Below are 26,015 nucleotides of genomic sequence, written 5' to 3'. Positions count from 1 at the left end.
ACCCGTGCTCAGCCGCCTGCCCTCCCTGCTGGTTGTGATCGCCCTGGCCGTGGCCGGGCTGATCCCCTCCGGCTGGATGCCGGCCTCGGCGCAGGACGGCAAGGTGCTGCTGGTGATCTGTACCGGCCACGGGCCGGTGGAAACCTGGGTTGACCTGGACAGCGGCGAACCCCATGCGCCCGCCGAGCAGATGGAAGACCGCAGCTGTCCCTTCGCCGCGCTTGGCGCGGTGGCGCTGCTGCCGGACAGCCTGATTGATCTGAACCTGGACACACCTCTCAGCGACCGCTGGTCGCGCGAGGCTTTCACCCATCACACCGCCGGTTTCCACTGGCGCTATGACGCCCGCGGCCCGCCCGCGCTCTCCTGACTTTCTGAACACACCTGACATTTCCGCCGGCGCCCCGCGCGCCCGGCCCTGTTCCGATATGGAGAGACCCAATGGCAACCAGCCAACCGCAATCCGCGGGCCAATCGCGCCCGCTTTCCCAAAAATTCTACGCCGCCGTCTGGCGCTGGCATTTCTATGCCGGCCTGTTTGTTATCCCCTTCCTGATCATGCTGGCCGTGACCGGCCTGATGATGATGTTCATCACCCAATTCGACGGGCGCGACGGCGAGAAAATCACCGTCACCCAAGGCGCGGCTGAGCTGAGCCTGCCGGAGCAAGAGGCCGCCGTGCTGGCCGCCCAGCCCGGCACCATCGCCGAATGGATCGGCCCCAAGGCGCCTGATCTGGCCGCCGTGTTCCGCGTCAAAACCGATGAAGGCCAACGGCTGGTCGCCCTGGACCAGTACAGCGGCGAGGTGATCCAGGTTTGGGACCGCCGCGCCGGCTGGTACGACTTTGCCGACAACATCCACTCCACCCTTCTGATTGGCGACACCGGCGACCGGCTGATCGAAATCGCCGCAGGCCTCGGTATCGTTCTGGTGCTGACCGGCCTCTACCTGTGGTGGCCGCGCGGCAACGCCATCAGCGCCTTTGTCCCCAACCTCCGCGCCCGTGGCCGCGCTTTGTGGAAGAACCTGCACGCCGTGACCGGCTTCTGGATGTCGGCCCTGCTGGTGATCTTCCTGATCTCGGGCTTGTCCTGGACCGGCATCTGGGGCGGCCAGTTGATGCAGGCCTGGAGCACCTTCCCGGCAGCCAAATGGGACAACGTGCCCCTGTCGGATGACATCCACGCCAGCATGAACCATGGGCATACCAACGATGTCCCCTGGGCGCTGGAGCAGACCCCGATGCCCGCCTCCGGCTCTGACGCCGGGATCACCGGCGTCGCTGAAGGCGCAGCCGTCGATGCCGCCAGCCTGATCGCCCTGGGCCGCACCCTGGGTATGGAGGGCCGCTTCCGCCTCGCCTACCCCGGCGGCGAAACAGGCGTCTGGACCCTCAACCGCGACAGCATGAGCGGCGACGGCGACAGCCCCTTCATCGACCGCACCGTGCATGTGGACCAGTACAGCGGCAAGATCCTCGCCGATGTGAAATACGACGACTACTCCTGGGCCGGCAAAGCCATGGCGGTCAGCATCCCCTTCCACATGGGGCTGATGGGCACCTGGAGCTTTATGCTGAACGTGGTGTTCTGCCTCGCGGTGATCTTTGTCTGCGTCTCCGGCCTGGTGATGTGGGTCAAGCGCCGCCCCGCCGGTGCCGCCCGCCTCGCCGCCCCGCCGGAACCGGCAGATATGCCGTTCTGGAAAGGTGCTGCGCTGATCGCGGTGCTGGTCTCGCTGGCCTTCCCGCTGACCGGCCTGGCGCTGCTGGCAGTGCTGGCGTTCGACGTGCTGCTGCTGGGCAACCTGCCGGTGCTGAAACGCGCGGTGAGTTGAAGAAAAACGGAGGGCAGCGCCCGTCCCGGCGGGGTGGGATGCGAAGCGCCCGCCCCGTCGTGCTGGAAGCACGCCTCCGGCATGACGGAGGGCGGGACGGGCGCTGCCCGGCCTCACGGCCAGGCGGTAGATCTGCAACTACACGTGCTGCGCGCCGTTCACCTCGATCTCGGCGCCGGAGATGTAGGAACTGCCCTCCGAGCACAGGAAATAGATCGCTGAGGCGACCTCCTCCGGCTGGCCCAGCCGCTGCATCGGCAGCTTCTCGACGATCTTCTCGGTGCCGGGCGACAGGATCGAGGTCTCCACCTCCCCCGGCGCAATCGCGTTGACCCGCACCCCCATCGGCCCGAAATCATGCGCCATCTCCCGCGTCAGCGCCGCCAGTGCCGCCTTTGACGTGGCATAGGCCGCGCCAGCAAAGGGATGCACCCGGCTGCCCGCGATCGAGGTCACGTTGACCACAGAGCCCTTGGCTGCCGCCAGTTCGTCCTTCAGGCCGCGCGCCAGAACCACCGAGGCAAAGAAGTTCACGTGAAACACCTTGCCCCAATCCATCAGGTCGGTGTTGAGCGTGCTGAGCCGCTCCCCCTCCGGCCCCTTGGGCGAGATGCCCGCGTTGTTGACCAGGGCATCCAGCTGCCCGTCCAGCATCTCCTGGATCCGGCCCACCGCGTTGATGGTGTCCGACGGGTCCGACAGGTCCAGCTGCACATGGTTTTCCTGACCGCCGCCCCAGGGGCATTCCTGCGGGAACGGCTGGCGCGAGCAGGTGATGACCCGCCAGCCCTCGGCATTGAAGCGGCGCACGGTGGCATGGCCGATGCCGCGGCTGGCCCCCGTCAGCAGTAGTGTCTTCTGGCGCATGGCGCCCTCCTGATGAGAGAATCTGCGCCGAGCCTAGCATCCGCGCCGCCATCTGCAACGGGCTGCGCCAAACCCTCCCCTTGGCAGCAGCGCCGGAACCCCGTAACACATCCTGACCAAGGGATGATGCAGCAATGAAGAAACAAGACATGAACCGCGATTGGATTGCCACCGCCGAAACCCTCTCCAGCGCGCTGCCGTATTTCCAGCGCTTTGCCGGGGCGATTGTCGTCATCAAGCTGGGTGGCCACGCCATGGGCAGCGACGAGGCGATGGAGACCTTTGCCCGCGACATCGTGCTGATGCGCCAAGTGGGGGTAAACCCGGTTATCGTGCATGGCGGCGGACCGATGATCAACGCGATGCTGGAAAAGCTGCAGATCAAGTCGGAGTTCGTGAACGGCAAGCGGGTCACTGATGCCGCCACCATGGAAGTGGTGGAGATGGTGCTGTCCGGCGTCGTCAACAAGCGTATCGTGCAGGCGATCAACAGCCAGGGCGGCCGCGCCGTCGGCCTGTCGGGCAAGGACGCGAACCTGATCACCTGCGATCAGGCCGACCCGGATCTGGGCTTTGTCGGCGCGCCAGCCGAAATGGACCCCAAGGTGCTGCACGGGCTGTTTGAGAAGAACATGATCCCGGTCATTGCCCCTATCGGCGCAGGCCGGAATGGCGAGACCTACAACATCAACGGCGACACGGCTGCCGGCGCCATCGCAAAGGCGCTGCAGGCCGACCGCCTGCTGCTGCTGACGGATGTGGCCGGCGTCAAAAACGCCGAGGGTGAAGTGGTGACCGAGCTGAAGGCCGCGGACGTCGAGGAGATGACCGCCAGCGGCGTCATCGCCGGCGGCATGATCCCCAAGACCGAAACCGCGCTGGACGCGGTCCGCGGCGGCGTGCGCGCCTGCATTATCGTCGACGGACGGGTGCAGAACGCGGTGCTGCTGGAGCTTTACACCGACCACGGCGCAGGCTCGATGATCCGCGCCTGATGGCGTCAGGAGATCAGGTCAAGAGGGGCGCTGCCCCTCTTGGCTCTCCCGGGCCAATCCGCCCCGGGATATTTTCAGTCAGATGAACGGAGGGCTGGGCCTCAGCTTCCCGGCGCCTTGTAGGCACCTGCAATCGATCCCGCCTTCTTCTGAATTTCCGTAAATTCATCCGAGGTGAAGGCACGCACGGTCCTGAGGTTGCTGACCGCGCCGCTGGCGCCGGTTGCCAACAGGCCCGCCAGCAGACCGCTGATGTCGTCAATCGTGACCTTGATCGCAAAATCGCGGTCCCCCGTGGTCAGATAGAAGGTCTCCAGCTTGCCGCCCGCTGCCTCGACAAGGGCCCGCGCCGCGGCCTCGCGGTCGCTGGGGTTCTCGATCATCGCCTTCATTGCGGAAGACGTGTAGTTCCCGGTCACGATAAATCTCGGCATTTGGTCACTCCCTGGGGTGGAAAATGCACGCCGCTGCTAGGCAGGATGCCGAACTTTGCGGCCTGCATGCCCCCGGGGCGGAGGATACCACAAATCCGCTTTTCAGCATATGTGCCCGGCCGCGGCGGCAGCGGACGGCGGGAAGACGCCGGCAGGCGATTGCGGGACGTTTTTTGCCCTCCGGCCAGGCTCCGGGCGCTGCTAGGCTCATCCCAAGCCCGCCGGAAGGACACCGCCAATGACCCTGACAGACCAGCCTGCCCCCGCCCCCCGCAGCCTGCCGACCTGGTGCAGCATCGAAACGGCCGCCGCTGCGGCCGGGCTGGAGGTCTGCGCGGCCCTGCATCCGGCGCGCCAGCCGGTTCAGGCGCTGGCGGGCGGCACCCTGATCCTTCTGGGCACCGGCACCGCCTTCTGGCCGCTGTTCAAGACCAGCCCCGAATACCAGGACAGCGTGCCCGACCCGGTCGACAGCTGGTCCGGGCGGGTGGTTGGCGCGCTGGCAAGGGATTTGGGCGGCACCGCCTATTTCCCTTTTGGCGGCCCGCCCTACACGCCTTTCATCAACTGGGCGCTGGCGTCGGGGCGGTTCTTCACATCACCGTCACAGATGCTGGTGCATGATACTGCCGGCATGATGATTTCCTTGCGGGGGGCCATTCATTTTGAACAGGAATTTGACATCCCCCCTGCACCTTTGGCACAGTCTCCCTGCGACAGCTGCCCCTCGCGTCCCTGCCTTGCCGCCTGCCCCGTCAGCGCCCTGGCCGACGGAGGCCCCTACGATCTGGCGGCCTGCCACGCGTATCTCGACACCAGCGCAGGCGCCGGCTGCATGTCCGGCGGCTGCCTTGCCCGGCGGGCCTGCCCGCTGAGCCGCAGCGCCGGCCGCGACCCAGAACAAACCGCACATCACATGAGGCATTTTCACCCGCAATGACCTGCACCCTGATCCTGACCCGCCACGCCAAATCCGCCTGGGACACCAATGTGCCCAGCGACCACGCCCGCCCGCTGAACAAGCGCGGACGCCGCTCAGCCCCGGCCATTGCCGCCTGGATGCGCGAATGCGGCTACCTGCCGGATCAGATCATCTCCTCCTCTGCCCAGCGCACCCGCGAGACCTGCGAGCTGATGGAGCTGGGGGTGCCAGCAACTTTCACCGAGCGGCTGTATCACGCCAATTCGGACATCCTGTTCAAGGTGCTGAGCCAGGCGGAGAAACCGCGGGTCATGCTGGTCGGCCACAATCCCGGCATTGCCGCCTTTGCCCATACCATCGTGTCCAGCCCGCCGGACCATGCGCGGTTCGACGACTACCCGACGGGTGCGACGCTGGTGGCGGAGTTCGATATCGGCAGCTGGAAAGAGCTGAGCTGGAGCAGCGGCAAGGTGATCGACTTTGCGGTGCCGCGGGGGCTTTTGGGCGAGTGAGACCTGCGGCAAGCTGGCGCATCCCGCGCGGGAGGGCTCTGGCACAGGTGCGGCTGCGTGCCTAGGTTGCCTGACAGACCTTTCCCGGACTGGAGACCGTCATGCACCGCCGTTCCCTGCTGCTGGCCGCAGCCGCCCTCCCCCTCGCATCCCTGCCCGGTTTTGCCGCGGCGGCAGAGACCATTCGCATCATGAAGTCGCCCAGCTGCGGCTGCTGCACCGCCTGGGCCGATCATGTGACCGCCGCCGGTTTTCAGACCGAGGTGCGCAATGTCGCGGATGAGGAGCTGTGGGCAATGAAGGAGCGGCTGGGTGTCAGCGGCGATCTCGCCTCCTGCCACACCGCGATGGCCGGGCCTTATGTGATCGAGGGCCATGTGCCTGCCGAAGACATCCAGCGGCTGCTGGCGGAACAGCCGGCCGCGCTGGGGCTCTCCGTGCCGGGGATGCCGATCGGCTCGCCGGGGATGGAAATGGGCGATGAGCGCGAGGCGTTTGACACCCTGCTGATCCTGGCGGACGGCACCACCGAAGTGTTTGCCAGCCATTCCTGATCTCACCCATTCCTGAAGGCAGGTTCCGAAACAAAAAAGGCCGGGCGCATTGCCCGGCCTTTCTGTTTGGTGAAGCGGTTGCCTCAGTGACCCAGGATCTGGCTGAGGAACAGCTTGGTGCGGTCGCTCTTCGGGTTGTTGAAGAACTCTTCCGGCTCGTTCTGTTCGACGATCTGGCCCGCATCCATGAAGATCACCCGGTTCGCCACCTGACGGGCAAAGCCCATCTCGTGGGTCACGCACAGCATGGTCATGCCTTCTTCGGCCAGTTCGATCATGGTGTCGAGCACCTCTTTGATCATCTCCGGGTCGAGCGCCGATGTCGGTTCATCGAACAGCATGATGCGCGGCATCATGCAGAGCGAGCGCGCGATGGCCACACGCTGCTGCTGGCCGCCCGACAGCATGCCCGGGTACTTATGCGCTTGCTCCGGGATCTTCACCTTCTCCAGGAAGTGCATCGCCCGCTCTTCGGCTTCCTTCTTGGGGGTCTTGCGGACCCAGATCGGCGCCAGGGTGCAGTTCTCCAGGATGGTCAGATGCGGGAACAGGTTGAAGTGCTGGAACACCATCCCGACCTCGGACCGGATCTTGTCGATGTTCTTGAGGTCGTTGGACAGCTCGGTGCCATCCACCACGATCTTGCCCTGCTGATGCTCTTCCAGCGCGTTCAGGCAGCGGATCAGGGTGGATTTGCCGGAACCCGACGGCCCCGCGATCACGATCCGCTCGCCCTGATTGACGGTCAGATTGATGTCGCGCAGCACGTGGAAGGACCCGTACCACTTGTTCATCCCATTGATTTCAATAGCAACCTCGTCGCTCACCTGCATTTTGGAGCGGTCGATTGCGCGGTCGGACATAAGTTCAGACATATGTTGAACTCCTTAACGGTGGTCGGTGGCGAGACGGCGCTCGAGCCACTGTGAGTATTGAGAAATGCCGTAGCAGACGACGAAGAACAGAAGCGCAGCAAAGCCCAGAAGCTCCCAGTAAACCCCGTTCCACTCGGTGGAGGCGAGGATCGGGCCGCGGATCATGCCAACCAGGTCGAACATCGAGATGACCGAGACCAGGGTGGTGTCCTTGAACAGGCCGACGGCCACGTTCACGATGCCCGGGATGGAGATCTTCAGCGCCTGCGGCAGGATGATCAGACGCATCGCCTGGGGGTAGTCCAGGCCAAGGCTGTCCGCCGCTTCGTACTGTCCCTTCGGCAGGGCTGCCAAGCCGCCGCGGATCACCTCGGCGATATAGGCTGCCGAGAACATGGTAATCATGATCACCACACGCAGGAACAGGTCGACGGTGCTTTCCGGCGGGAAGAAGTAGGCCAGCATCACCGATGCCACGAACAGCAGGGTGATCAGCGGCACGCCGCGGACGAACTCGATGAAGACAACGCAGATCCACTTGATCAGCGGCATGTCCGACTGACGGCCCAGCGCCAGCGCGATGCCCAAGGGCAGCGACAGCGACACACAGGTCACGCCCAGCATCAGGTTCAGCATGAAGCCGCCCAGATCGCGCGACGGCACGGCCTGCAGCATGGCGTTGTCGGACGCCCCGTCCGGGATCAGCATTCCGCCGATGATCCAGACAGCAAAGGCTGCGGCAATCGCTCCGAAGAAGCCGACCGCAAAGCTGCTCTTACCGTAGGTCTGGAATACAAAGGCGCCTGCTACAAAGCCCACCAGCGCAACAATCGGCGCCAGGATGGTGCCACCCCAGATCAGCCAGAAGGCCAGGAAGGGGTAGACGGCGGTGAAAGCCAGCAGCTTGCGCGGCAGGTCAAAGAACAGCACCGGCGCAATGGCAAACAACAGCAGCACAAGGGCCAGGTTCGGGCGCCAGTACTGATCGGAGGGGTATTTGAAACCATACAGAAGCTGGTTCCAGCGCTCGGTCAGGACCGAGAAACAGGCGCCTGTCTTGCCTTGCAGAACCTCGCGGCATTCCGCCAGAGAGCTGGTGGTCCAGACCCCGTTCAGCAGCCACGGCAGGGTCTTGCTGAGCAGCAAATAGATGACCAGCAGCGCCGCGATGGTCAGGGCGGAGTTCACCGCGTTGGAGAACAGGTTCTCGCGCAGCCATTTGACCGGGCCGGTTTCCCCTGCCGGCGGCGGGGCCGGCGGGATTTCGGTTTCGCGGACAAAGGCGATGGAGTGTGCGTGTGTATCGCTCATGTCTCAGCGCTCCTTCAACTTAACAGATGCGTTGTAGACGTTCATCACCATCGAAATGGTCAGAGAAGCGGTCAGATAGAACAGCATCAGGAGGAGAACGCATTCAATGGCGCGGCCGGTCTGGTTCAGGGTGATCCCGCCCAGAGTTGCGGTGATATCCGCATAGCCCACGGCAATCGCCAGCGAGGAGTTCTTGGTAATGTTGAGGAAGTTGGAGATCAGCGGCGGGATGATCACCCGCAGCGCCTGCGGCAGAACCACCAGGTTCATCACCCGGCGCGGACGCAGGCCCAGCGCGGATGCGGCCTCGGTCTGGCCCTTGGACACCGCCTGGATGCCCGCCCGGACGTTCTCCGCGATGAAGGCACCGGTGTAGATCGACAGTGCGAACCACAGCGCGATCAGCGGGCCGCCGACCTTGATGCCGCCGCTGAAGTTGAAGCCCTTCAGCTCAGGATATTCCCAGGTCAGACCCATGATCAGCATCAGCGCCAGGAACGGCACCAGCCACGCGGCGAGGATCATTGCCGTGGTCTTGGGCCGCACACCGGTGGCTTCCTGCTTGGCGTTGGCCCAGACATTGATCTGATGGGCCGCAATCCAGGAGCCTGCAAAGCCACCCAGCACCAGCAGCCAGTTCATCGCTGTGCTGGCAAACAGGCCGTTCTCGAACCAGGGCATCGGGACGTAGATACCGCGGTTGGTGAAGGCAAAAGCGTCAAGCACCATGCTGGCTGTGGCATTGTCGCCGCGGAACGCCCGCGGGCCAGGCAGCACCGCCGTCATGATGGTGAAGATGATGATGATCCAGATCAGCACCGGAATGTTGCGGAAGATCTCAACGTAGACCGCCATCAGCTTGGAGACGAGCCAGTTGTTGGACAGTCGCAGAACCCCGGCAACAACGCCGAACACGGTGGCGGTGATACAGGCCAGGAAGGCCACCAGCAGCGTGTTCAAGAGGCCGACCAGGGCCGCCTTGGCATGGCTCGACTGGCTGTCGTATTCAACCAGGCGCTGGTTGATGTCGTAACCGGCCGGATCGCCAAGGAAGGTATAGGAAATGTTAAGCCCGGCAGCGCGGAGGTTCTGGATCAGGTTGTTTCCAAGATACCAGATGCACAGGGCAAGGACGATAGCCGCGATCACCTGAAAGGTCAGTGACCGGTAGCGGGTATCGTTGATGAGCATAGACAGCCGAAAGCCTTCGTTCGGCGGGTCAGTCAACGTTGACATATATTGTGATCCCCTGACTCCGGCGTCGTGATCCTGGCGGGGTTGTCCCCGCTCCGCAGCTGGCCAGAGCATTTTCATGATAGGAAAAGGGCGCAGGAAAATCCTGCGCCCCTCCCGGTGGTGTGTTTAGCGGAACGGCGGAGCGTACAGCAGGCCGCCTTCGGTCCACTGTGCGTTCAGGCCGCGGGCCAGGCCAACCGGAGTGTCTTCGCCGATGTTCTTGGCAAAGATCTCGCCGTAGTTGCCCTGAGCGGCAATCGCGTTCTTGCCCCAGTCAGCCGACAGGCCGAGCATCTCGCCCAGAGTGCCTTCGGTGCCCAGCAGGCGGTTGATTTCCGGGTTCTCGGTGCCAGCTGCCATTTCGCTCAGGTTGGCCGAGGTCACGCCCAGCTCTTCTGCCGCGATCAGCGCCATCAGGCTCCAGCGGACCACATCGCCCCACTCATGGTCGCCATGGCGGACCAGCGGGCCCAGCGGCTCCTTGGAGATGATTTCCGGCAGGATCACGTGGCCGGCCGGATCGTCGAAGGTGGCGCGGGTTGCGGCCAGGCCGGAGGCGTCGGTGGTGTAGACGTCACAGGCGCCTGCCAGGTACTGCTGCTGCGCTTCGGCGTTGGTTTCGATCGGAACCGGCTCGTAGCTGATGTTGTTGGAGCGGAAGAAGTCCGCCAGGTTCAGCTCGGTGGTGGTGCCGGTCTGGATACACACGGTGGCGCCGTCCAGTTCCTTGGCGGAGGACACGCCCAGCTCTTTCGGGACCATGAAGCCCTGGCCGTCATAGTAGTTGACGCCCACGAATTCGAACTTCAGGTCAACGTCGCGGCTGAAGGTCCAGGTGGTGTTGCGGGCCAGCATGTCGATTTCGCCAGACGCCAGCGCGGTAAAGCGGGTCTTGCCGGTGGTCGGCACGAATTCGACAGCGCTCGAGTCGCCCAGCACGGCTGCAGCCACAGCACGGCACACGGCAACGTCAAAGCCTTCCCATTCACCGTTTGCATTCGGGGCCGCAAAGCCGACCAGGCCGGTGGTGACGCCGCAGTTCAGCTTGCCGCGGGCCTTCACGTCGTCCAGCGTGCCGGCAGATGCTGCGCCAGCCGCAAGACCGGCAAAGGTCATTGCGCCCAAAATAACGGATTTTTTCATATTTACCTCTTCCTGATAGCCCGCCATTCGGCGGTTCTTATTTTCCGGCGATCCCCCGCCGGATATGAGACTGAAGAAGGGTTTGCCCCTAATTCGTGGCTGAGTTTGGGCGCATTCATCAGCAAACGTCAAGGGCGGTATCAGGAATTTCGATGTACGAATTCCGCACGAACGGCGTCCGCGCGGAATTTTGTTTCCGGTTCGGCTGTGGATAAGTAATTTCTTATCCGGTCAGGAAAAATCGAAGAATCGCTTGGCGTGCAGGAATTCCTGCCGTTTCACTTCGGCTGCAGCCTGGGCTTCTTCGTCCTCACCCCACTGCTCTTCCTGCCAGCGCTCGTCCAGGCGCGACAGCAGCCAGATCTCCTCGGCACTGCGCCAGCCCGAAGCGGCTGCAAAGCCAAGGATCAAAGAGCCTGAAATGCCTACAAGATCGTGAAATGCAGCCAGCTGGAAGGGAGTCATGGCGCGGGTTTTCTCCGCCAGAACCGCCAGGACTGCGGGTTCCTGCGGCTGGTGCAGAACCCCGGTCCGGGGCAGCAGACGCACCCCCAGTTCCGCCTCGGCCCAGTCCAGCACCGGGTCCCATTCCGCGGCCTGACGGGCCGCCAGTTCAACCGGAGAGTCCGCCCGGTAGCACAAGAGATCACTGTCGCCGTATTCGGCCAGCATCGCCGCAACTTCGCTGTGCTGATGTGTCACCTTGTCAATTGCAGCGTTGGCCGACCGGGTGCAAGGCATGGAATTGGGGTTAACTGATTCGGTTTGGGCGTCCCATTCCGCGGCAATCGCCTCGGCCATTTCCCGCGTCGGCACCATCAGCGGTGCCTTGGCCGGGGTCTTGACCCGGCGCCCGTCCAGCTCCACCTCGAAACCCTCCGCAGCTTCCGCCACGGTGACCGCTTTCCAGAACCGTTTCTGTGCCCAGCCGCTCATATCCTAGCCCTTCCAGATTTCTGCCAGCAGCGGGCGCAGCTCCGCGAAATCGCGGATCAGGTAATCGGCGCCCAAGGTTTCTGCCGGGTGATAGCCCCAGGGAACGGCGATGGTGGTGACCCCCGCTGCGCGCCCCATTTCGATGTCAAACCGCGTGTCGCCGATCATCACGGTGCTTGCCTGCTCCACCCCGGTCTCCGCCATTGCCGTCAGCACCATCGACGGATGCGGTTTCGACGGGTGATGATCAGCCACCTGCCGGGTCACAAAGCAATTCAGCCCATGCGCCGCAATCAGCGCATCCACGCCGCGTTGGGATTTTCCGGTGGCAACCCCCAGCAGGTATTCCGGCACCTCGTTCAGCTCTGCCAGCATCTCCCGCGTGCCGGGGTAAAGCGGCGAATGCGCCGCGCCCGCCGCCTCGCGCGCCAGCATGTAGGAGGACTTGTAGCCCTCCACCAGCGCCTCCTGCGTTGCCGCGTCCTGCTCCGGCGCCAGCTCCGCCATGGCCAGGGGCAGCGACAGGCCGACGATGGACAGGATCCTCTCGCGCGGCGGAACGTCCAGGCCAACCCCTTGAAACGCCTCTGCCATTGCGCCAGTGATCGCGCCCTGGCTGTCCACCAGAGTGCCGTCAACGTCAAACAGGATCAGCCGCAGGTCCGCGCTCACTTCAGATCCTCAAACGGGTCGTCCGCCGCCAGGTCTTCACTCCAGCCGAAGGTGTCCCAGCTTTCCTTCATGTGATCCGGCAGCGGTGCCACCACCGAGACCTGCTTGTGCGTGACCGGGTGCTCAAACACCATCCGGCGCGCGTGCAGGTGCAGCTTCTTGGAGATCACGCCGCCGATCGAGGCGCCCCAGCCGTCGCCCAGGTTCTCCTGCCCCGAACCGCCGTATTTGCCGTCGCCTGCGATGGGATGGCCCATGCCGGACATATGCGCCCGCAGCTGGTGGGTACGCCCTGTAATGGGCTCCATCGCCACCCAGGCGGCGCGGCTGGCAACGCGGTAGAGCGTGGCATAAAGCGTGTGCGCCCGCTTGGCGCCGGGCGTGTCGTCGATGTCGTGCGGATGCACGTTGATCATCTTCTCGCCCTCGCCGGACTTGCCATGCCCCGGCGCCTTCACCAAGCCATTCTTGATCTCGCCCAGGTACGGCGTCGGCACCCCGGCCACCAAGGCCCAATAGATCTTGCGGGTGTTCTTGTGGCGGAACGCGGCCGTCAGCCCCTGCGCCGCCTTGCGGTTGCGCGCCAGCACCAGAACGCCAGAGGTGTCCTTGTCGATCCGGTGCACCAGCTTGGGCTTGTCCTCCAGCCCGAACTTCAGCGCCTCGGCCAAGCCGTCCACGTGCTTGGTGGTGCCGGAGCCGCCCTGCACCGCCAGCCCGGCGGGCTTGTTCAGCACGATCACGTCATCGTCGCGGTAGATCACGCAATCGCGGATCATCTTGGCATCGGCATCCGAGACCTTCATCTCGCGCGGTGCGGCCGGTTTCAGGTCGCTGTCCGCCAGCGGCGGCACCCGCACCACCTGCCCCGCCTCGACGCGGGTATTGGCCTTCACCCGGGCGCCGTCCAGCCGCAGCTCGCCCTTGCGGCACATCTTCTCGATGCGGCCCTGGTTCACATGCGGAAACAGCCGCCGCAGCCAGCGGTCGATGCGCTGGCCGCTGTCGTCTTCGCTGACGGTAATCATCTGAACGCCGCTCATGCGAACACTCCTCTTGCGGCCACCAGGCCGAGAAACAATCCGCCGACCGACAGGCCCACGGACAAAGCTACATACAGCGCCGCCTGCCCGAAGGCGCCGCGCTCGATCAGGTTGGCGGTCTCCAGCGAGAACGCCGAGAAGGTGGTGAACCCGCCCAGCAGCCCGGTCATCACCAGCGGGCTGAGCCAGGTCAGGTCCCGCAGCGCCGCCGCCACCACGAACATCCCCATCAGGAAGGAGCCGAGGATATTCACCGTCAGGATCGCCACCGGGAAATCGTGATGCCCCAGCAGCCGGATGATGCCCAGCCCGGCCAGATAGCGGCACACCGCCCCGATTGCGCCGCCAAGGGCCACCATGGAAACCGAAGAAATCATCCCCGTCCTGTCGCCGGCACAGGCAGGGATGTCAAGTTTTGCCCGTATTGCACAGCGCGCAGGGCTGCCTCAGGCACGCGCCCGCCCTTTCATCTTTCCCAGGGCTCCGCCCGTTCGTGATTGAAACCGTCCCCCAGACGGTTTCCGGGACATCACTCACCCCCCGCCGGAGGCCGCGGCTTTGCCGGCAAAGCCGCTTTACTTGTTTCGCTTCAGCCTGAGGTTGGCGAAATAATCCGTGCGCCGCTTCAGCTCGCGCTCAAACCCGCGCTCCACCGGCTGATAAAGCACCGGCCGCTTCACCCCGTCGGGAAAGTAGTTCTGGCCTGAAAAACCGTCCTCGGCGTCGTGGTCATAGGCATAGCCGTCGCCATAGCCCTGCTCCGACATGAGCTTGGTCGGCGCGTTGAGGATGTGCTTGGGCGGCGGCGCGCTGCCGGTCTGCTTGGCCAGCCGGCGGGCGGCCTTGATGCCCACGTAAACCGCGTTGGATTTCGGCGCCAGCGCCAAGTAGACGGCGGCGTTGGCCAGCGCCAGCTCGCCCTCCGGGCTGCCAAGGCGCTCATAGGTCTGCCAGGCATTCAGGCAAACCGTGTTGGCCTGCGGGTCGGCCATGCCGATGTCCTCGGTGGACATCATTGTCAGCCGCCGGGCCAGGAACCGCGGATCCTCGCCGCCCTCCAGCATCCGCGCCAGCCAGTAAAGCGCCGCATCCGCGTCGGAGCCGCGGATCGACTTGTGCAGGGCGGAAATGAGGTTGTAATGCTCGTCACCGGACTTGTCGAACTTGGCCGCCCGGCGCATCAGCCGCGCCGACAGCGCCTCCCGCCCCAGCGGCGCCTCCACCTTCCAGGCGGCAACCTGTTCAATGAGGTTCAAAAGCGCCCGCCCGTCACCGTCGGCCATCTCATGCAGCGCATCGCGAGCATCCCCCGACAGCGGCAGGGCGCGGCCCAGCTCCTTTTCGGCGCGCTGGGTCAGGCGTTCGAGATCGGCAAGCGACAGCCGTTCCAGCACCAGCACCTGCGAACGGCTCAGCACAGCGGCGTTCAGCTCGAACGAGGGGTTTTCCGTCGTCGCCCCCACCAGGAGGATGGTTCCATCCTCCATATGCGGCAGGAAGCCGTCCTGCTGGGCCTTGTTGAAGCGGTGGATCTCATCCACGAACAGCAGCGTCCCCTGCCCGTTCTGGCGGCGGATCTTGGCGGCTTCGAACACCTTGCGCAGCTCCGGCACGCCGGTGAAGATCGCCGAGATCTGCACGAAATGCAGGTCGGTCTCCTGCGCCAGCAGCCGCGCGATTGTGGTCTTGCCCACCCCCGGCGGCCCCCAAAAGATCAGCGAAGAGAGCGAGCCCGAGGCCAGCATCACGCCCAAGGGCGCCTCCGGCCCCAGCACCTGTTCCTGGCCGATCACATCCGCCAGCGACTGCGGCCGCAGCCGGTCTGCCAGCGGCCGGTTCTTGCTGGCCTGCTGTGCCTCGCCGTCCGATGGCGCCGGGGTGCCGAACAGGTCCGCCATCAGGTACGGAACCGCAGGGTGACGCGCTGGCCGCGGCGGTTCAGGTCCAGCTGAATCCAGCGGCCGCTGTTGGCGAGGATGGCATAGACGTCCTCGGTGCCGGTGACCGCCTGGCCGTTCACCGCCAAGAGCGCATCGCCCGGCTGCACCCCGCCGCGGCCCGCATAGGGGCCGGGATCGGTGACCACCACGCCCTCCGCCGACAGCGGTAGGCCGAGGCGGGCAATCACCTGGGGATTGATCTGCGCCACGGTCAGGCCGGGCAGCGCGGTCTTTTCATCCAGCTGCACCGGGTTGGCGGGCGGCTGGTCCGGCGCGGTGATCATCGGCACCGCGATCACCTCGCGCTCCGCCCCGCGCAGGCGGGTGATCTCAGCTGTGCCGCCCAGGCCGGAGACCGACATCCGGAACACCATTTCGGAGGGCGAGTTCACCACCTCTCCATCCACATGGGTGATCACATCTCCCACCTTGAAGCCTTCCTTGGCAAAGGGGCTTTCCCGGTGCAGGTCGGAAACCACCATGCCCTCCGGCACTTCCATGCCCATCGAGGCGGCGAGGTCCGCATCCACCGGCTGCCCGGCCATGCCGGCCCAGGGGCGTTGGAATTCCTCGGCGCCGGTCCGGGCTTGTTCCACGAACTGCTTGACCAGGTTGGCGGGAATGGCAAAGCCGATGCCGTTGGAGCCGCCGGAGCGGGACAGGATGCGGGTGTTGATGCCGATGAGGTCGCCATTGACGTCAATCAGCGCGCCGCCGGAATTGCCCGGATTGATCGGCGCGTCGGTCTGAATGTAGTAGCCAAAGCCGTCACCAGCCCCCATGCCGGTGCGCGCCAGGCCCGAGATGATGCCGCTGCTGACGGTCTGGCCGACCCCGAACGGGTTGCCGATCGCCAGCGCCAGCTCACCCACCTGCACCCCGTCGCTGTCGCGCAGGTCCAGATGCGGCAGGTCCGCGGCCTCCTCCAGCTGCAGGATCGCCAGATCGCTGGCCTTGTCGCCCAGGATCACCCGCGCATTGTATTCGCGCCGGTCATTGGTCACCACGCGGATTTCTGTGGCGCTGCCGACAACGTGGTAGTTGGAGACCACGATGCCGTCCGCCGACAGGATCACCCCCGACCCCAGCGAGTTCTCCACCCGCGGCTGCGGCTTGGCAAAGCCGCGGAAGAAATCATCGAAGAACGGATCATTCATGAACGGCGAGCGGCGGCGCTGCTGCACCTGGCGCACCACCTTGGCATAGATGTTGACCACCGCAGGCGAGGCTTCCTGAACCAGCGGCGCAAACCCCAGCGCAATCTCCGCCTGGCTCTGCGGCACCTTGGTTTCAGCCGCCGCGGGCAAGGCCAGCGCAGGCAGGGCAAGACACAGGGCAAGGGCGGTCAGGGCTGGGCGGATCATGGGGACTCCCGTTTGTTGCTGCGTGAAGGATATGCGGAGCGCGCGCCCGGATTGCAAGACGGCAGCGTCCCAGAGGGCGGAGGGGCGCTGCCCCTCTTGGCCTTGCGGCCAATTCACCCCGGAGTACTTTTCGCAAAGAAGAAGCGGCGGCAATCCAAAGCAGGCTCTTCTTCTTTGCCCAAATACTCAGTGCCGAAGGCACGCGCCCGAAGGCGCGCACCCCTCGGCGGGCCTCAGGCTTCTGCCAGATCCGCCTGCGCGGCTGCGCGGCGCTTGGCAACCGCCTCGGCCAGATGCTCCAACGCGGCCACGGTGTCTTCCCAGCCGAGGCAGCCGTCGGTGATCGACTGGCCGTAGGTCAGTTCCCCGTTGCCCAGATCCTGGCGGCCCGCCACCAGATGGCTTTCCACCATCACCCCGGTGATGCGGCTGTCGCCGCCTGCGATCTGTGCCGCCACATCGCGCAGCACCGCGGGCTGTTTCATGGGATCCTTGCCGCTGTTGGCGTGGCTGGCGTCGATCATCACATGGCCGCGGATGCCGTCCTTTTCCGCCAGCTTGCAGGCCGCATCGACCGAGGCCGCGTCATAGTTGGTGCCGCCGCCGCCGCGCAGGATCAGGTGGCAGTCCGGGTTGCCGCTGGTGGCCGCAATCGCCGCGCGGCCCGATTTGGCCAGCGCCATGAAATGATGCGGATGGGCGGCCGAGCGCACCGCGTCCACCGCGATCTGCACATTGCCGCGGGTGCCGTTCTTGAAGCCGACCGGGCAGCTGAGGCCGGAGGCCATCTCGCGGTGGATCTGGCTTTCGGTGGTGCGGGCGCCAATGGCGGCCCAGGCCACCAGGTCAGAGATGTACTGCGGCACCGCGGTATCGAGGAACTCGGTCCCGACCGGCAGGCCAAGCGCGTTGATGTCGAGGCACAGGCGGCGCGCCAGCCCCAGGCCCTCGTTGATGCGGAAGGAATTGTCGAGACCGGGATCGTTGATCAGCCCCTTCCAGCCGGAGATGGTGCGGGGTTTCTCGAAGTAGACCCGCATCACGATTTCCAGCTCTCCGGCAAGACGCGCGCGCAGCGGGGCCAGCCGTTCGGCATACTCCATTGCCGCCTTGGGGTCGTGGATGGAACAGGGGCCGACCACGGCGACGACGCGGCCGTCGCGGCCGTGCAGCACGTCCTGAATGGCGGTGCGGCTGGCCAGCACGGTATCGGTGGCCTCAGCCGTCGTGGGCAGCTGTGCGGCGAGGTCTTCGGGAGAGATCAGTTCCTGCATGCCGGTGATGCGGAGGTTTTCGGTCTGGGGTGTCATGTTTCAGCTTCCTTGGCGGGTGGCCCTTGGCGCTGCGGCGGATACAAAAAAACCGCCTGCGGGCTGCGGGCGGTTGGTGGTATCCTGGTGCGTTTCCTGTCTGTCTTCAGAACGCGCTGACCCCTCCGTCCGCCATGTGGCGCGGATAAAAGAAATACCAGAATGCGGCATAGCTACGGGTCATGGGCCGGACGCTAGCGGAGATTCGCGGGGCTGTCACCCCGGAAATGCGCCCGCAGCACAGCAAAAGGCCCTCCCGCGTGGGAGGGCCCTTGGCATTTTCCTGGCGGCAGCGGTCAGAAGTCCTGCCACAGATCGCGGGCGGCATTGCCATCGCTGGCGGCGGCGGCAACCGGCGCCGGGCTGGGCTCGGCCGACCAATCCTCATCGCCCCAATCATCATCGCCATGGGCGGAGGGCTGCGCCGCGGGCGCTTCCGGCGCCGCAAGCGCCGCGCTGCTGCCGTCCACCTGGAAGCGCGTCACCAGATCGGCGAGCTTCATTGCGTCGCTGTTCAGCATGTGGCCTGCGGCAGTTGCCTCCTCCACCATGGCGGCGTTCTGCTGGGTCACCTGATCCAGCTGGGTGACGCCGGTGTTGATCTCATGCAGGCCGGTGGACTGTTCCTCGGCGCCTTCGGCGATTTCGGAGACCAGCTGCGAGATATGGCTGACGCGGCCCACGATGGACTGCAGCGCCTGCCCTGCACGGCCGACCAGATCAACGCCCTGATCCACCTGGCGGGAGCTGTCGGAGATCAGCGTTTTGATTTCCATCGCCGCGTCAGAGGATCGCTGCGCCAGCGCCCGCACCTCGGACGCAACCACCGCAAAGCCGCGGCCTGCTTCGCCTGCGCGGGCGGCCTCCACCCCGGCGTTCAGCGCCAGCAGGTTGGTCTGGAAGGAAATGTCGTCGATTACGCCGATGATCTGGCTGATCTTCTTGGAGCTGTCCTCGATCCCGCCCATGGCAGCAACCGCCTCCTGCACCACCTCGCCGCTGGTTTCGGCTTCCTGGCGGGCTTCGCGCACGGTGTTTTCCACGTTGCGGGCGCCCTCGGCTGCCGATTTCACCGATGCTGTCAGCTCATCTATGGCAGCGGCAGTTTCTTCCAAAGTTGCCGCCTGGCTTTCAGTCCGGTGCGACAGGTCGTCAGAGGCCTGGCTGATCTCGGCCGCTCCGCTGCGGATGCTAGTGGAGGCCTCGATCACCTGCTGCACAGTTGCATTCAGATTGTCGACCGAACCGTTGAAATCGGCGCGCAGCTGTTCGTATTCCTCGGGGAATTCCTCGGCAATGCGGATGGTGAGATCGCCATGCGCCAGTCGCGACAGACGTTCGCTCAGCTCGCGCACAACACCCGCCAGTTCGGCGTCCTTGCTCTCTGCCTTTTGCGCTTCCGCCTCTTGCATCCGCACCAGCTCGTCGCGGAATTTCTCCAGCGCGCGGGCCATGTCGCCGACCTCATCGCCGCGGGTCTGGCCCTGGATCTCAACCGCGTTGTTGCCCTCTGCCAGGCCGCGCATCGACACGACGATGCGGCGGATGCCCGACGCGATGCCTGAGGCGATCACAAGTGCCAGGATGCCGCCGATCAGGGTCGCGCCGCCGATGGCTGCGGGGATCATGGTGCGGGTCTGGGCGCCCAGTTCCTCATTGGCGGCACGGCGTTCCGCCATGGCCGCGGTGCCAGCGGCCTGCAGCGTCTCCATAGTCGCGCGGAAGCTGTCAAAATACTCCTTGCCGCGGCCCTCGGCCACCATGTCGGCCATGTCGTCCATGGTGGCGGCGCTGCCGATCACCCGGCGCAGCTGCAGCATCGGCACGACAACTTCATTGCGCCATTCGTCAATGATCCCCGCCACCTTGTTCAGGCGGTTTGCCTGCATCAGGTTGTCTGCCAGCGCCAGCCGGAGATCGGCCAGAACCTCGTTGAAGCGGCCGTTTCCTTCCATATAGGGTTCCAGAAACTCCCGGTCGCCCGCTAGAAGAAAGCCGCGCATACCGGTTTCCATGTCTACAGCGGCGGCCAGAAGGTCCTTGGCCCGGCTGATGATCTTGTGAGTCTGCTCCACCGCCTCAAGCGAGGTGTTCAGGTAATCCGGATCGGCGATGCCCGCGTTCACTAGCGACATGAAGGTGTTGCGGCGGTTGTTGAGCTCGACTTCCTCCTCCTCGATGACATTGGTCATCTCGGTGCGGAACTGCTCGAAATAGACCCGGCCCTTGGATTTCTTCACCTCGGCGGCCATGTCGTTCATGGTCATGGCGTCGCCGATTTCCTGGCGCAGCGCGATGGCGCCGGCGGCCACGTTTTCCTGCCAGCCCGCCAGTGTCTGCTCCGCCTCGTCCAGAGTGGCAAGAATCTCTGCGTCGCCTGCTGCCAGAGTGCGCAGGCTGGCGAGGGTTTCAGCGACCTGCGCCTTACCGTCCTCAAAGGGGACCAGATATTCCTCCCGGCCCGCCAGCAGGTAGCCGCGCAGGCCTGCCTCCATCTGCGAGGCAGCCTCAGCCAGGGTCTGCGAGCCGGTCAGGATTTCCTGGGTGTGATCCACGGCCTTGGCCGATTGATCCATCCGGCCCAGGTTGAAGACGGCAAGCACCCCCACCCCAAGCACCAAAAGAAGCGGCAGCAGCGCAACGGATACGATTTTCACCTTGGTACTGAGATTTGCCAGTGAAAACCGCCTGGCCGCGGATGTCTTCTTCTTTGCCATCACATCTGTCCCGGAAATTTCGGATGGCAGAGTTAAGCCAGAAGAAAATTACGATTCCCTTTCACCTGAAAAGTGAATCTTAAACGCCCGGGAAGTGCCGTGGCGTAAAGAAAAACCCCCGCTCCGGATGGAGCGGGGGCCAGACAGTGAACCCGGAAGGTTCAGCGCGTCTTATTCGTCTGCTTCAGCAGCTGCTTCTTCTGCTTCCAGGCGGGCCTTGTCGGCAGCACCTTTGGCGGAAACGTCGCGGTCGACGAACTCGATGATGGCCATCGGAGCCATGTCGCCGTAACGGAAGCCGGCCTTCAGAACACGGACATAGCCGCCCTGACGGTCCTTGTAGCGCGGGCCCAGAACCTCGAACAGTTTCGCGACGTCCTTGTCCTCTTTCAGCTTGGAAGCTGCCTGACGGCGGGCGTGCAGGTCGCCGCGTTTCGCCAGAGTGATCAGTTTTTCAATGATCGGGCGCAGTTCTTTTGCTTTGGGCAGGGTGGTCTTGATCTGCTCGTGCTCGATCAGCGAGCCGGCCATGTTGGAGAACAGGGCCTTGCGGTGCTCATGAGTACGGTTCAGGCGGCGGTAACCACGTGCGTGACGCATTTTTCAATTCCTTATCTTGCGTTTTGCTTTGTCAGGCGGCTGATGCGTGTCAGCCGCTCACCTTGGGGCGGGTGCCCATGTTGTCCCCGGCAGTCCCGGGCATTGAAGAGGAGGGCCGGAGCCCTCCTCGAAACCTTTAGAAGCTGTCTTCGAACTTCTTGGCCAGATCTTCGATGTTGTCCGGCGGCCAATCCTCGACGTCCATGCCAAGGTGCAGGCCCATGCCCGACAGCACTTCTTTGATCTCGTTCAGCGACTTGCGGCCGAAGTTCGGGGTGCGCAGCATCTCGGCTTCGGTTTTCTGGATCAGGTCGCCGATGTAGACGATGTTGTCGTTCTTCAGGCAGTTTGCCGAACGGACAGACAGTTCCAGCTCGTCCACTTTCTTCAAGAGAAGCGGGTTGAACTCCAGACCATCGTCCTCGTCCTGGCGGCCAGCCGATTCCGGCTCGTCGAAGTTGACGAAGATCGACAGCTGGTCCTGCAGGATGCGGGCGGCATAAGCCACGGCATCGTCAGGGGAGATGGAGCCGTCGGTTTCCACCTTCATGGTCAGCTTGTCATAGTCCAGCACCTGGCCCTCACGGGTCGGCTGAACGTCATAGGAGACCTTCTTGACCGGCGAGTAGATCGCGTCGATCGGGATCAGGCCGATCGGAGCGTCTTCCGGCTTGTTCTTGTCTGCCGAGACATAGCCTTTGCCGGTGTTCACGGTCAGTTCCATGAACAGGTCGGCGCCGTCGTCCAGGTGGCAGATCACGTGGTCGCGGTTCAGAACCTCGATGCCTGCGGTTTCAGCAATGTCGCCAGCGGTGACAACTGCCGGACCCTTGGCATTGATCGACAGGCGCTTGGGGCCTTCGACTTCCATGCGCAGGGACACGCCCTTGAGGTTCAGGATGATGTCGGTGACGTCTTCACGGACACCGGCCACGGACGAAAACTCGTGCAGGACGTTGTCGATCTGCACGCTGGTGATGGCCGCGCCTTGCAGCGAGCTCATCAGGACGCGGCGCAGCGCGTTGCCCAGGGTCAGGCCGAAACCGCGTTCCAGCGGCTCTGCGACGACAGTTGCCTGGCGTGCAGGATCGTTGCCCGGCTTCACTTCCAGCTGTGCCGGCTTGATCAGCTCTGCCCAGTTCTTATGGATCATGCGTTCCCTCCATTCCTGTCCCTGCCCCATGTCCGGAAGGCCAAGGACGCCCGAGGTTTAAATGACGCACTGGGGCCCTGCGAATCAAGCGGGGCCCCAGCAAAAAATTCGAATTAGACGCGGCGGCGCTTCGGCGGGCGGCAGCCGTTGTGCGCGATCGGGGTCACATCACGGATCGAGGTGATGTTGAAGCCGACAGCGGCCAGTGCGCGCAGAGCCGATTCACGGCCAGAGCCGGGGCCCTGAACTTCGACTTCCAGGGTCTTCACACCGTGTTCCTGGGCTTTCTTGCCCGCGTCCTCAGCAGCCATCTGAGCCGCGTATGGAGTGGATTTCCGGGAGCCTTTGAAGCCCATGGTGCCGGCGGACGACCAGGAGATCGCGTTGCCCTGCACGTCGGAGATCAGGATCTTGGTGTTGTTGAACGAAGAGTTCACGTGAGCAACGCCGGAGGCGATGTTCTTGCGCTCTTTACGCTTAATGCGGGTTTTATCGCGTGCCATTGATCAAGCCCCCCTTACTTCTTCTTGCCGGCGATCGGCTTGGCCGGGCCCTTGCGGGTACGGGCGTTGGTGTGGGTACGCTGACCGCGGACCGGCAGGTTGCGGCGGTGGCGCAGGCCACGGTAGCAGCCCAGGTCCATCAGGCGTTTGATGTTCATGGTCACTTCACGGCGCAGGTCGCCTTCGACGGTGTAGTTGGCGTCGATGTGCTCGCGCACAGCCAGAACTTCAGCGTCGGACAGTTCGTTCACACGACGGGTTGCGTCGATGCCAACAGCCTCACAGATGGCTTTCGCCGAGGTGTTGCCGATACCGGTGATGTAGGTGAGGGCGATGGGAACCCGCTTTGCAGTCGGGATGTTAACGCCGGCAATACGTGCCACGTGTCACTTTCCTTTTCGTTGCGGTTCCGTAACGCCGGAACCTTTTTTCACAACACTTGACCGTGGCAGTGTGGCCAGAGGGTCCAGCATTTCGAGGTGGTAAGGCAGACAGACGAATCCATCCGCCGGGAATCATTCCCAGAAGGGATGGGGTTGCCTATGTGGAATTGCCGCGGGGGTCAACCCGTGATCTGCGAAAACGCCGCGGGCTGTTCCCCTGCCCTGTCAGCTGCTGCAGGCGAAGAAGCGCAAGGGTTCCGCCTCGCCCATCCAGATGGATACCGTGCCGGGCTCCTCCGGGTCCAGAACTACCGTGAACAGCTGCGGGAAATACTGCGGGCCCGGCAGCTCGCAGCGGCCGGTGTGGTCGCTCACCCGGTAGCTGCCCCATCCCAGGCTGAGCGCAGGCTGGAAGTTGCAGAAATACTCCATCGAGCTGAAGCCGCTCTGATGCAGGATCAGCCCGCCCTCATTGGCATAATCCGAAATGCCGTTCTCGCTGATCAGCACCCGGTCGCAGGCAGCCGCGTCATCCAGGTAAAGCTGATCGGCCTGAAGCGGGCCGGACAGGGCAATGATCGCGGCAAGTGTGGCGGGCAGTTGCAGGCGGGGTGCGGGCATCGGGGCCTCCGGAAATGAAAATGCCCCGCAGCTTTGCAGCACGGGGCACTTCGATCCGGTAAACGGGCGGCTTATTCGCCCATGATCCAGGCCATGCTCTTGCGGACTTCCTCAATCGAGGCGAGGCCGTCCAGGCGCTGGAGGTTGCCCTTGGCGTAATAGTAGCCAATCAGCGGCGAGGTCTTCTTGTAGTATTCCATCAGGCGGGTCTTGAGGCTGTCCTCATTGTCGTCCGCCCGGCGCTGCACGTTGTCGCTGCCGCAGTTGGCGCATTTACCGTCTGCCGGCCAGGGTTTGGTCTGGTCGTGGTAGACCTCGCCGCAGCCACCGCAGGTGGAGCGGCCGGTGATGCGGGCGACCAGCGCGTCGTCGTCGACCTGCATCTCGATCACGGCGTCGAGTTTCAGATCCATTTCATCCAGCAGCTTGGCCAGTGCATCGGCCTGGGCCAGGGTGCGCGGGAAACCGTCGAAGATGAAGCCGCCCTCGGCGCCGCCCTGCAGTTTTTCGCGGATCAGGCCGATCACGATCTGGTCGGTGACCAGCTTGCCCTCGGCCATGATGGCAGCAACTTTCTTGCCCATTTCAGTGCCAGAGGTCTGGGCCTCCCGCAGCATGTCGCCGGTGCTGAGCTGCACCATGCCGCGGGATTCAACCAGGTAACGCGCTTGCGTACCTTTGCCCGCACCAGGCGGGCCAAGGAGAATAATATTGGTCATCGGCGAGAGGGTCCCCGTTTTGTCCGTTTCTTGTTGCGCCCGCGCAGCTGGCTCTTCTCGATAAGGCCCTCATACTGATGCGCGAGGAGGTGGCTTTGCACCTGCTGAATGGTGTCCATGGTGACGGATACCACAATCAGAACGGACGTGCCGCCAAAATATACAGGGATGGCGAATTGGCCGCGGAGGACCTCCGGCAGGAGGCAGACCAGGGCCAGGTAGCCGGAGCCCAGAACCAGGATGCGGTTGACCACGTATTCGATGTATTCAGCGGTCTTCTTGCCGGGGCGGACACCGGGGACAAAGCCGTTCTGGTTCTTCAGGTTGTTCGCCACGTCTTCCGGTTTGAAGGAGACGTTGAAGGTGTAGAAATAGGCAAAGAACACGATCATCGCGACGAAGAACAGCAGGTAGAGCGGCTGGCCGGGGCCGAAGTTCGCGAGCAGCCAGGACATCACCGGGCCGGTCGCCGCGCCCGAGGAGAACGCCGAGATGGTGGTCGGCAGCAGCAGCAGCGAGGAGGCGAAGATCGCCGGGATCACGCCCGCCGGGTTCACCTTGACCGGCAGATGCGAGGAGCCGCCGTCATAGACCTTCATGCCGACCTGGCGGCGCGGGTACTGGATGTGGATTTTGCGCAGCGCGCGCTCCATGAACACCACGAACATGATCACCGCGATCACCATCAGGATCACGCCGATGATCACGGCGGGGCTGATCGCGCCGGAGCGGCCGGAGGCGAAGAACTGGGCAATCGCTGCCGGAACCTCGGCGATGATGCCGACGAAGATGATCAGCGAGATGCCGTTGCCGATGCCGCGCTGGGTGATCTGCTCGCCCAGCCACATCAGGAACATGGTGCCGCCGACCAGGGTGATCATGCAGGCCATGCGGAAATACATGCCCGGATCGGTCGCCAGATCGCCCTGTTCCAGCGACACGGCGAGGCCATAGGCCTGCGCAGTCGCCAGCGCCACGGTGCCGTAGCGGGTGTACTGGTTGATCTTCTTGCGGCCCTGCTCGCCCTCTTTCTTGAGCTGCTCAAGCGAAGGCACCATCGAGGTCAGAAGCTGAACGATAATGGAGGCGGAGATATAAGGCATAATGCCGAGGGCAAAGATCCCCATGCGGCCAAGCGCGCCGCCGGTGAACATCGACACCATGCCGCCGATGCCCTGGCCTGCCTGCTCCATGAACTGGCGCAGGGCGGCTGCGTCGATGCCGGGAACCGGAATGAAGGTGCCCAGGCGGTAGACGATCAAAAGGCCGATGGTGAACAGGATGCGGTTGCGCAGATCCGTAGCTTTGCCAAGGGCAGCCCAGCTGGTGTTTGCCGCCATTTGTTCTGCTGCTGATACCATGAAAA

Annotated in this window: 27 protein-coding genes; 6 read left to right on the top strand and 21 right to left on the bottom strand. The window is 64.1% G+C overall.

All coding sequences use genetic code 11. The features are described 5' to 3' along the window. The first annotated feature begins 4 nt into the window (after window positions 1-4). Both GC1_RS09770 and GC1_RS09765 read left to right on the top strand, forming a co-directional pair. A complete protein-coding gene (locus tag GC1_RS09770) occupies window positions 5-370 on the top strand; it encodes a DUF2946 family protein (RefSeq protein WP_019298035.1) in 366 nt (121 codons plus the stop codon). Window positions 371-441: 71 nt separating this feature from the next. Further along, window positions 442-1,839, top strand: coding sequence for a PepSY-associated TM helix domain-containing protein (locus tag GC1_RS09765; protein WP_019298034.1), 1,398 nt, complete (start codon window positions 442-444; stop codon window positions 1,837-1,839). Between the two features lie 138 nt (window positions 1,840-1,977). Here GC1_RS09765 and GC1_RS09760 read toward each other — a convergent pair whose 3' ends face one another. Further along, window positions 1,978-2,706 carry an SDR family NAD(P)-dependent oxidoreductase gene (locus tag GC1_RS09760; protein WP_019298033.1) on the bottom strand — a complete coding sequence of 243 codons (729 nt, stop codon included), beginning with the start codon at window positions 2,704-2,706 and terminating at the stop codon, window positions 1,978-1,980. Between the two features lie 134 nt (window positions 2,707-2,840). Between GC1_RS09760 and argB the strand changes: the two genes are divergently transcribed. Beyond that, window positions 2,841-3,701, top strand: coding sequence for an acetylglutamate kinase (argB, locus tag GC1_RS09755; protein WP_019298032.1), 861 nt, complete (start codon window positions 2,841-2,843; stop codon window positions 3,699-3,701). A 101-nt stretch (window positions 3,702-3,802) separates the two neighbouring features. Here the strand turns inward: argB and GC1_RS09750 are convergent, their stop codons facing one another. Further along, window positions 3,803-4,135 (bottom strand): GYD domain-containing protein, encoded by a 333-nt coding sequence (locus tag GC1_RS09750; protein WP_029205014.1) that lies wholly within the window; start codon window positions 4,133-4,135, stop codon window positions 3,803-3,805. Between the two features lie 238 nt (window positions 4,136-4,373). Here GC1_RS09750 and GC1_RS09745 point away from each other — a divergent pair, with 238 nt between their 5' ends. The 3 genes from GC1_RS09745 to GC1_RS09735 all read left to right on the top strand — a co-directional run bounded on the left by GC1_RS09745 (window position 4,374) and on the right by GC1_RS09735 (window position 6,123). Then, window positions 4,374-5,075: a hypothetical protein gene (locus tag GC1_RS09745; protein ID WP_019298030.1), complete on the top strand. Its 702-nt coding sequence runs from the start codon at window positions 4,374-4,376 to the stop codon at window positions 5,073-5,075. Further along, complete coding sequence (locus GC1_RS09740; RefSeq protein ID WP_019298029.1) at window positions 5,072-5,569, top strand: SixA phosphatase family protein; 498 nt, start codon at window positions 5,072-5,074, stop codon at window positions 5,567-5,569. Before GC1_RS09745 ends, GC1_RS09740 begins: the two co-directional genes overlap by 4 nt. Before the next feature lie 101 nt (window positions 5,570-5,670). After that, on the top strand, window positions 5,671-6,123 hold the full coding sequence (locus GC1_RS09735) for a DUF411 domain-containing protein (RefSeq protein WP_019298028.1): 453 nt from the start codon (window positions 5,671-5,673) through the stop codon (window positions 6,121-6,123). A gap of 83 nt (window positions 6,124-6,206) precedes the next feature. Here GC1_RS09735 and GC1_RS09730 read toward each other — a convergent pair whose 3' ends face one another. The 19 genes from GC1_RS09730 to secY all read right to left on the bottom strand — a co-directional run bounded on the left by GC1_RS09730 (window position 6,207) and on the right by secY (window position 26,010). Beyond that, a complete protein-coding gene (locus tag GC1_RS09730; protein WP_029205013.1) occupies window positions 6,207-6,998 on the bottom strand; it encodes an amino acid ABC transporter ATP-binding protein in 792 nt (263 codons plus the stop codon). Window positions 6,999-7,010: 12 nt separating this feature from the next. Then, window positions 7,011-8,309 carry an amino acid ABC transporter permease gene (locus tag GC1_RS09725; RefSeq protein WP_019298026.1) on the bottom strand — a complete coding sequence of 433 codons (1,299 nt, stop codon included), beginning with the start codon at window positions 8,307-8,309 and terminating at the stop codon, window positions 7,011-7,013. Between the two features lie 3 nt (window positions 8,310-8,312). Beyond that, window positions 8,313-9,545: an amino acid ABC transporter permease gene (locus GC1_RS09720; protein WP_019298025.1), complete on the bottom strand. Its 1,233-nt coding sequence runs from the start codon at window positions 9,543-9,545 to the stop codon at window positions 8,313-8,315. 126 nt (window positions 9,546-9,671) lie between these two features. Then, window positions 9,672-10,688, bottom strand: coding sequence for an amino acid ABC transporter substrate-binding protein (locus tag GC1_RS09715; protein WP_029205012.1), 1,017 nt, complete (start codon window positions 10,686-10,688; stop codon window positions 9,672-9,674). A 231-nt stretch (window positions 10,689-10,919) separates the two neighbouring features. Then, a complete protein-coding gene (locus GC1_RS09710; RefSeq protein ID WP_019298023.1) occupies window positions 10,920-11,624 on the bottom strand; it encodes an ATP12 family chaperone protein in 705 nt (234 codons plus the stop codon). Window positions 11,625-11,627: 3 nt separating this feature from the next. After that, the gene (locus tag GC1_RS09705; RefSeq protein WP_019298022.1) at window positions 11,628-12,296 is read right to left on the bottom strand and encodes an HAD family hydrolase; all 669 of its coding nucleotides are present in this window, start codon (window positions 12,294-12,296) and stop codon (window positions 11,628-11,630) included. Continuing rightward, entirely contained in the window at window positions 12,293-13,339 is a 1,047-nt protein-coding gene (locus GC1_RS09700) for an RluA family pseudouridine synthase (RefSeq protein ID WP_019298021.1), read from the bottom strand. Before GC1_RS09700 ends, GC1_RS09705 begins: the two co-directional genes overlap by 4 nt. Then, a complete protein-coding gene (crcB, locus tag GC1_RS09695; RefSeq protein ID WP_019298020.1) occupies window positions 13,336-13,716 on the bottom strand; it encodes a fluoride efflux transporter CrcB in 381 nt (126 codons plus the stop codon). Before crcB ends, GC1_RS09700 begins: the two co-directional genes overlap by 4 nt. 198 nt (window positions 13,717-13,914) lie before the next feature. Beyond that, entirely contained in the window at window positions 13,915-15,237 is a 1,323-nt protein-coding gene (locus GC1_RS09690) for a replication-associated recombination protein A (protein ID WP_019298019.1), read from the bottom strand. Further along, complete coding sequence (locus tag GC1_RS09685; protein WP_019298018.1) at window positions 15,237-16,643, bottom strand: trypsin-like peptidase domain-containing protein; 1,407 nt, start codon at window positions 16,641-16,643, stop codon at window positions 15,237-15,239. Before GC1_RS09685 ends, GC1_RS09690 begins: the two co-directional genes overlap by 1 nt. 233 nt (window positions 16,644-16,876) lie before the next feature. Continuing rightward, a complete protein-coding gene (locus GC1_RS09680) occupies window positions 16,877-17,953 on the bottom strand; it encodes a 3-deoxy-7-phosphoheptulonate synthase (RefSeq protein WP_019298017.1) in 1,077 nt (358 codons plus the stop codon). 296 nt (window positions 17,954-18,249) lie between these two features. Next, window positions 18,250-20,670 (bottom strand): CHASE3 domain-containing protein, encoded by a 2,421-nt coding sequence (locus GC1_RS09675; RefSeq protein ID WP_019298016.1) that lies wholly within the window; start codon window positions 20,668-20,670, stop codon window positions 18,250-18,252. A gap of 171 nt (window positions 20,671-20,841) precedes the next feature. Then, a complete protein-coding gene (rplQ, locus tag GC1_RS09670) occupies window positions 20,842-21,270 on the bottom strand; it encodes a 50S ribosomal protein L17 (protein WP_019298015.1) in 429 nt (142 codons plus the stop codon). A 136-nt stretch (window positions 21,271-21,406) separates the two neighbouring features. Beyond that, on the bottom strand, window positions 21,407-22,423 hold the full coding sequence (locus GC1_RS09665) for a DNA-directed RNA polymerase subunit alpha (protein ID WP_019298014.1): 1,017 nt from the start codon (window positions 22,421-22,423) through the stop codon (window positions 21,407-21,409). A gap of 113 nt (window positions 22,424-22,536) precedes the next feature. Then, window positions 22,537-22,926 (bottom strand): 30S ribosomal protein S11, encoded by a 390-nt coding sequence (rpsK, locus tag GC1_RS09660; RefSeq protein WP_019298013.1) that lies wholly within the window; start codon window positions 22,924-22,926, stop codon window positions 22,537-22,539. A 14-nt stretch (window positions 22,927-22,940) separates the two neighbouring features. Beyond that, window positions 22,941-23,309: a 30S ribosomal protein S13 gene (gene rpsM / locus GC1_RS09655; protein WP_019298012.1), complete on the bottom strand. Its 369-nt coding sequence runs from the start codon at window positions 23,307-23,309 to the stop codon at window positions 22,941-22,943. A gap of 225 nt (window positions 23,310-23,534) precedes the next feature. Next, on the bottom strand, window positions 23,535-23,930 hold the full coding sequence (locus tag GC1_RS09650; RefSeq protein WP_019298011.1) for a hypothetical protein: 396 nt from the start codon (window positions 23,928-23,930) through the stop codon (window positions 23,535-23,537). Between the two features lie 71 nt (window positions 23,931-24,001). After that, window positions 24,002-24,649 (bottom strand): adenylate kinase, encoded by a 648-nt coding sequence (locus GC1_RS09645; RefSeq protein WP_019298010.1) that lies wholly within the window; start codon window positions 24,647-24,649, stop codon window positions 24,002-24,004. Continuing rightward, complete coding sequence (gene secY / locus GC1_RS09640; RefSeq protein ID WP_019298009.1) at window positions 24,646-26,010, bottom strand: preprotein translocase subunit SecY; 1,365 nt, start codon at window positions 26,008-26,010, stop codon at window positions 24,646-24,648. The genes GC1_RS09645 and secY overlap by 4 nt, the downstream gene beginning before the upstream one ends. Window positions 26,011-26,015 lie beyond the last annotated feature (5 nt).

This window comes from Leisingera sp. ANG1, assembly GCF_000203975.2.
Taxonomy (GTDB): domain Bacteria; phylum Pseudomonadota; class Alphaproteobacteria; order Rhodobacterales; family Rhodobacteraceae; genus Leisingera.
Note: the sequence above shows the minus strand (reverse complement) of the source record. Positions and strands in the feature narration are given on the sequence as shown.

Coding starts and splice junctions, on each gene's coding strand:
- GC1_RS09765 (WP_019298034.1), top strand. CDS start 442: ATGGCAACCAGCCAACCGCAATCCGCGGGCCAATCGCGCCCGCTTTCC.
- GC1_RS09760 (WP_019298033.1), bottom strand. CDS start 2,706: ATGCGCCAGAAGACACTACTGCTGACGGGGGCCAGCCGCGGCATCGGC.
- argB (WP_019298032.1), top strand. CDS start 2,841: ATGAAGAAACAAGACATGAACCGCGATTGGATTGCCACCGCCGAAACC.
- GC1_RS09750 (WP_029205014.1), bottom strand. CDS start 4,135: ATGCCGAGATTTATCGTGACCGGGAACTACACGTCTTCCGCAATGAAG.
- GC1_RS09745 (WP_019298030.1), top strand. CDS start 4,374: ATGACCCTGACAGACCAGCCTGCCCCCGCCCCCCGCAGCCTGCCGACC.
- GC1_RS09740 (WP_019298029.1), top strand. CDS start 5,072: ATGACCTGCACCCTGATCCTGACCCGCCACGCCAAATCCGCCTGGGAC.
- GC1_RS09735 (WP_019298028.1), top strand. CDS start 5,671: ATGCACCGCCGTTCCCTGCTGCTGGCCGCAGCCGCCCTCCCCCTCGCA.
- GC1_RS09730 (WP_029205013.1), bottom strand. CDS start 6,998: ATGTCTGAACTTATGTCCGACCGCGCAATCGACCGCTCCAAAATGCAG.
- GC1_RS09725 (WP_019298026.1), bottom strand. CDS start 8,309: ATGAGCGATACACACGCACACTCCATCGCCTTTGTCCGCGAAACCGAA.
- GC1_RS09720 (WP_019298025.1), bottom strand. CDS start 9,545: ATGTCAACGTTGACTGACCCGCCGAACGAAGGCTTTCGGCTGTCTATG.
- GC1_RS09715 (WP_029205012.1), bottom strand. CDS start 10,688: ATGAAAAAATCCGTTATTTTGGGCGCAATGACCTTTGCCGGTCTTGCG.
- GC1_RS09710 (WP_019298023.1), bottom strand. CDS start 11,624: ATGAGCGGCTGGGCACAGAAACGGTTCTGGAAAGCGGTCACCGTGGCG.
- GC1_RS09700 (WP_019298021.1), bottom strand. CDS start 13,339: ATGAGCGGCGTTCAGATGATTACCGTCAGCGAAGACGACAGCGGCCAG.
- crcB (WP_019298020.1), bottom strand. CDS start 13,716: ATGATTTCTTCGGTTTCCATGGTGGCCCTTGGCGGCGCAATCGGGGCG.
- GC1_RS09690 (WP_019298019.1), bottom strand. CDS start 15,237: ATGGCGGACCTGTTCGGCACCCCGGCGCCATCGGACGGCGAGGCACAG.
- GC1_RS09685 (WP_019298018.1), bottom strand. CDS start 16,643: ATGATCCGCCCAGCCCTGACCGCCCTTGCCCTGTGTCTTGCCCTGCCT.
- GC1_RS09680 (WP_019298017.1), bottom strand. CDS start 17,953: ATGACACCCCAGACCGAAAACCTCCGCATCACCGGCATGCAGGAACTG.
- GC1_RS09675 (WP_019298016.1), bottom strand. CDS start 20,670: ATGGCAAAGAAGAAGACATCCGCGGCCAGGCGGTTTTCACTGGCAAAT.
- rplQ (WP_019298015.1), bottom strand. CDS start 21,270: ATGCGTCACGCACGTGGTTACCGCCGCCTGAACCGTACTCATGAGCAC.
- GC1_RS09665 (WP_019298014.1), bottom strand. CDS start 22,423: ATGATCCATAAGAACTGGGCAGAGCTGATCAAGCCGGCACAGCTGGAA.
- rpsK (WP_019298013.1), bottom strand. CDS start 22,926: ATGGCACGCGATAAAACCCGCATTAAGCGTAAAGAGCGCAAGAACATC.
- GC1_RS09650 (WP_019298011.1), bottom strand. CDS start 23,930: ATGCCCGCACCCCGCCTGCAACTGCCCGCCACACTTGCCGCGATCATT.
- GC1_RS09645 (WP_019298010.1), bottom strand. CDS start 24,649: ATGACCAATATTATTCTCCTTGGCCCGCCTGGTGCGGGCAAAGGTACG.
- secY (WP_019298009.1), bottom strand. CDS start 26,010: ATGGTATCAGCAGCAGAACAAATGGCGGCAAACACCAGCTGGGCTGCC.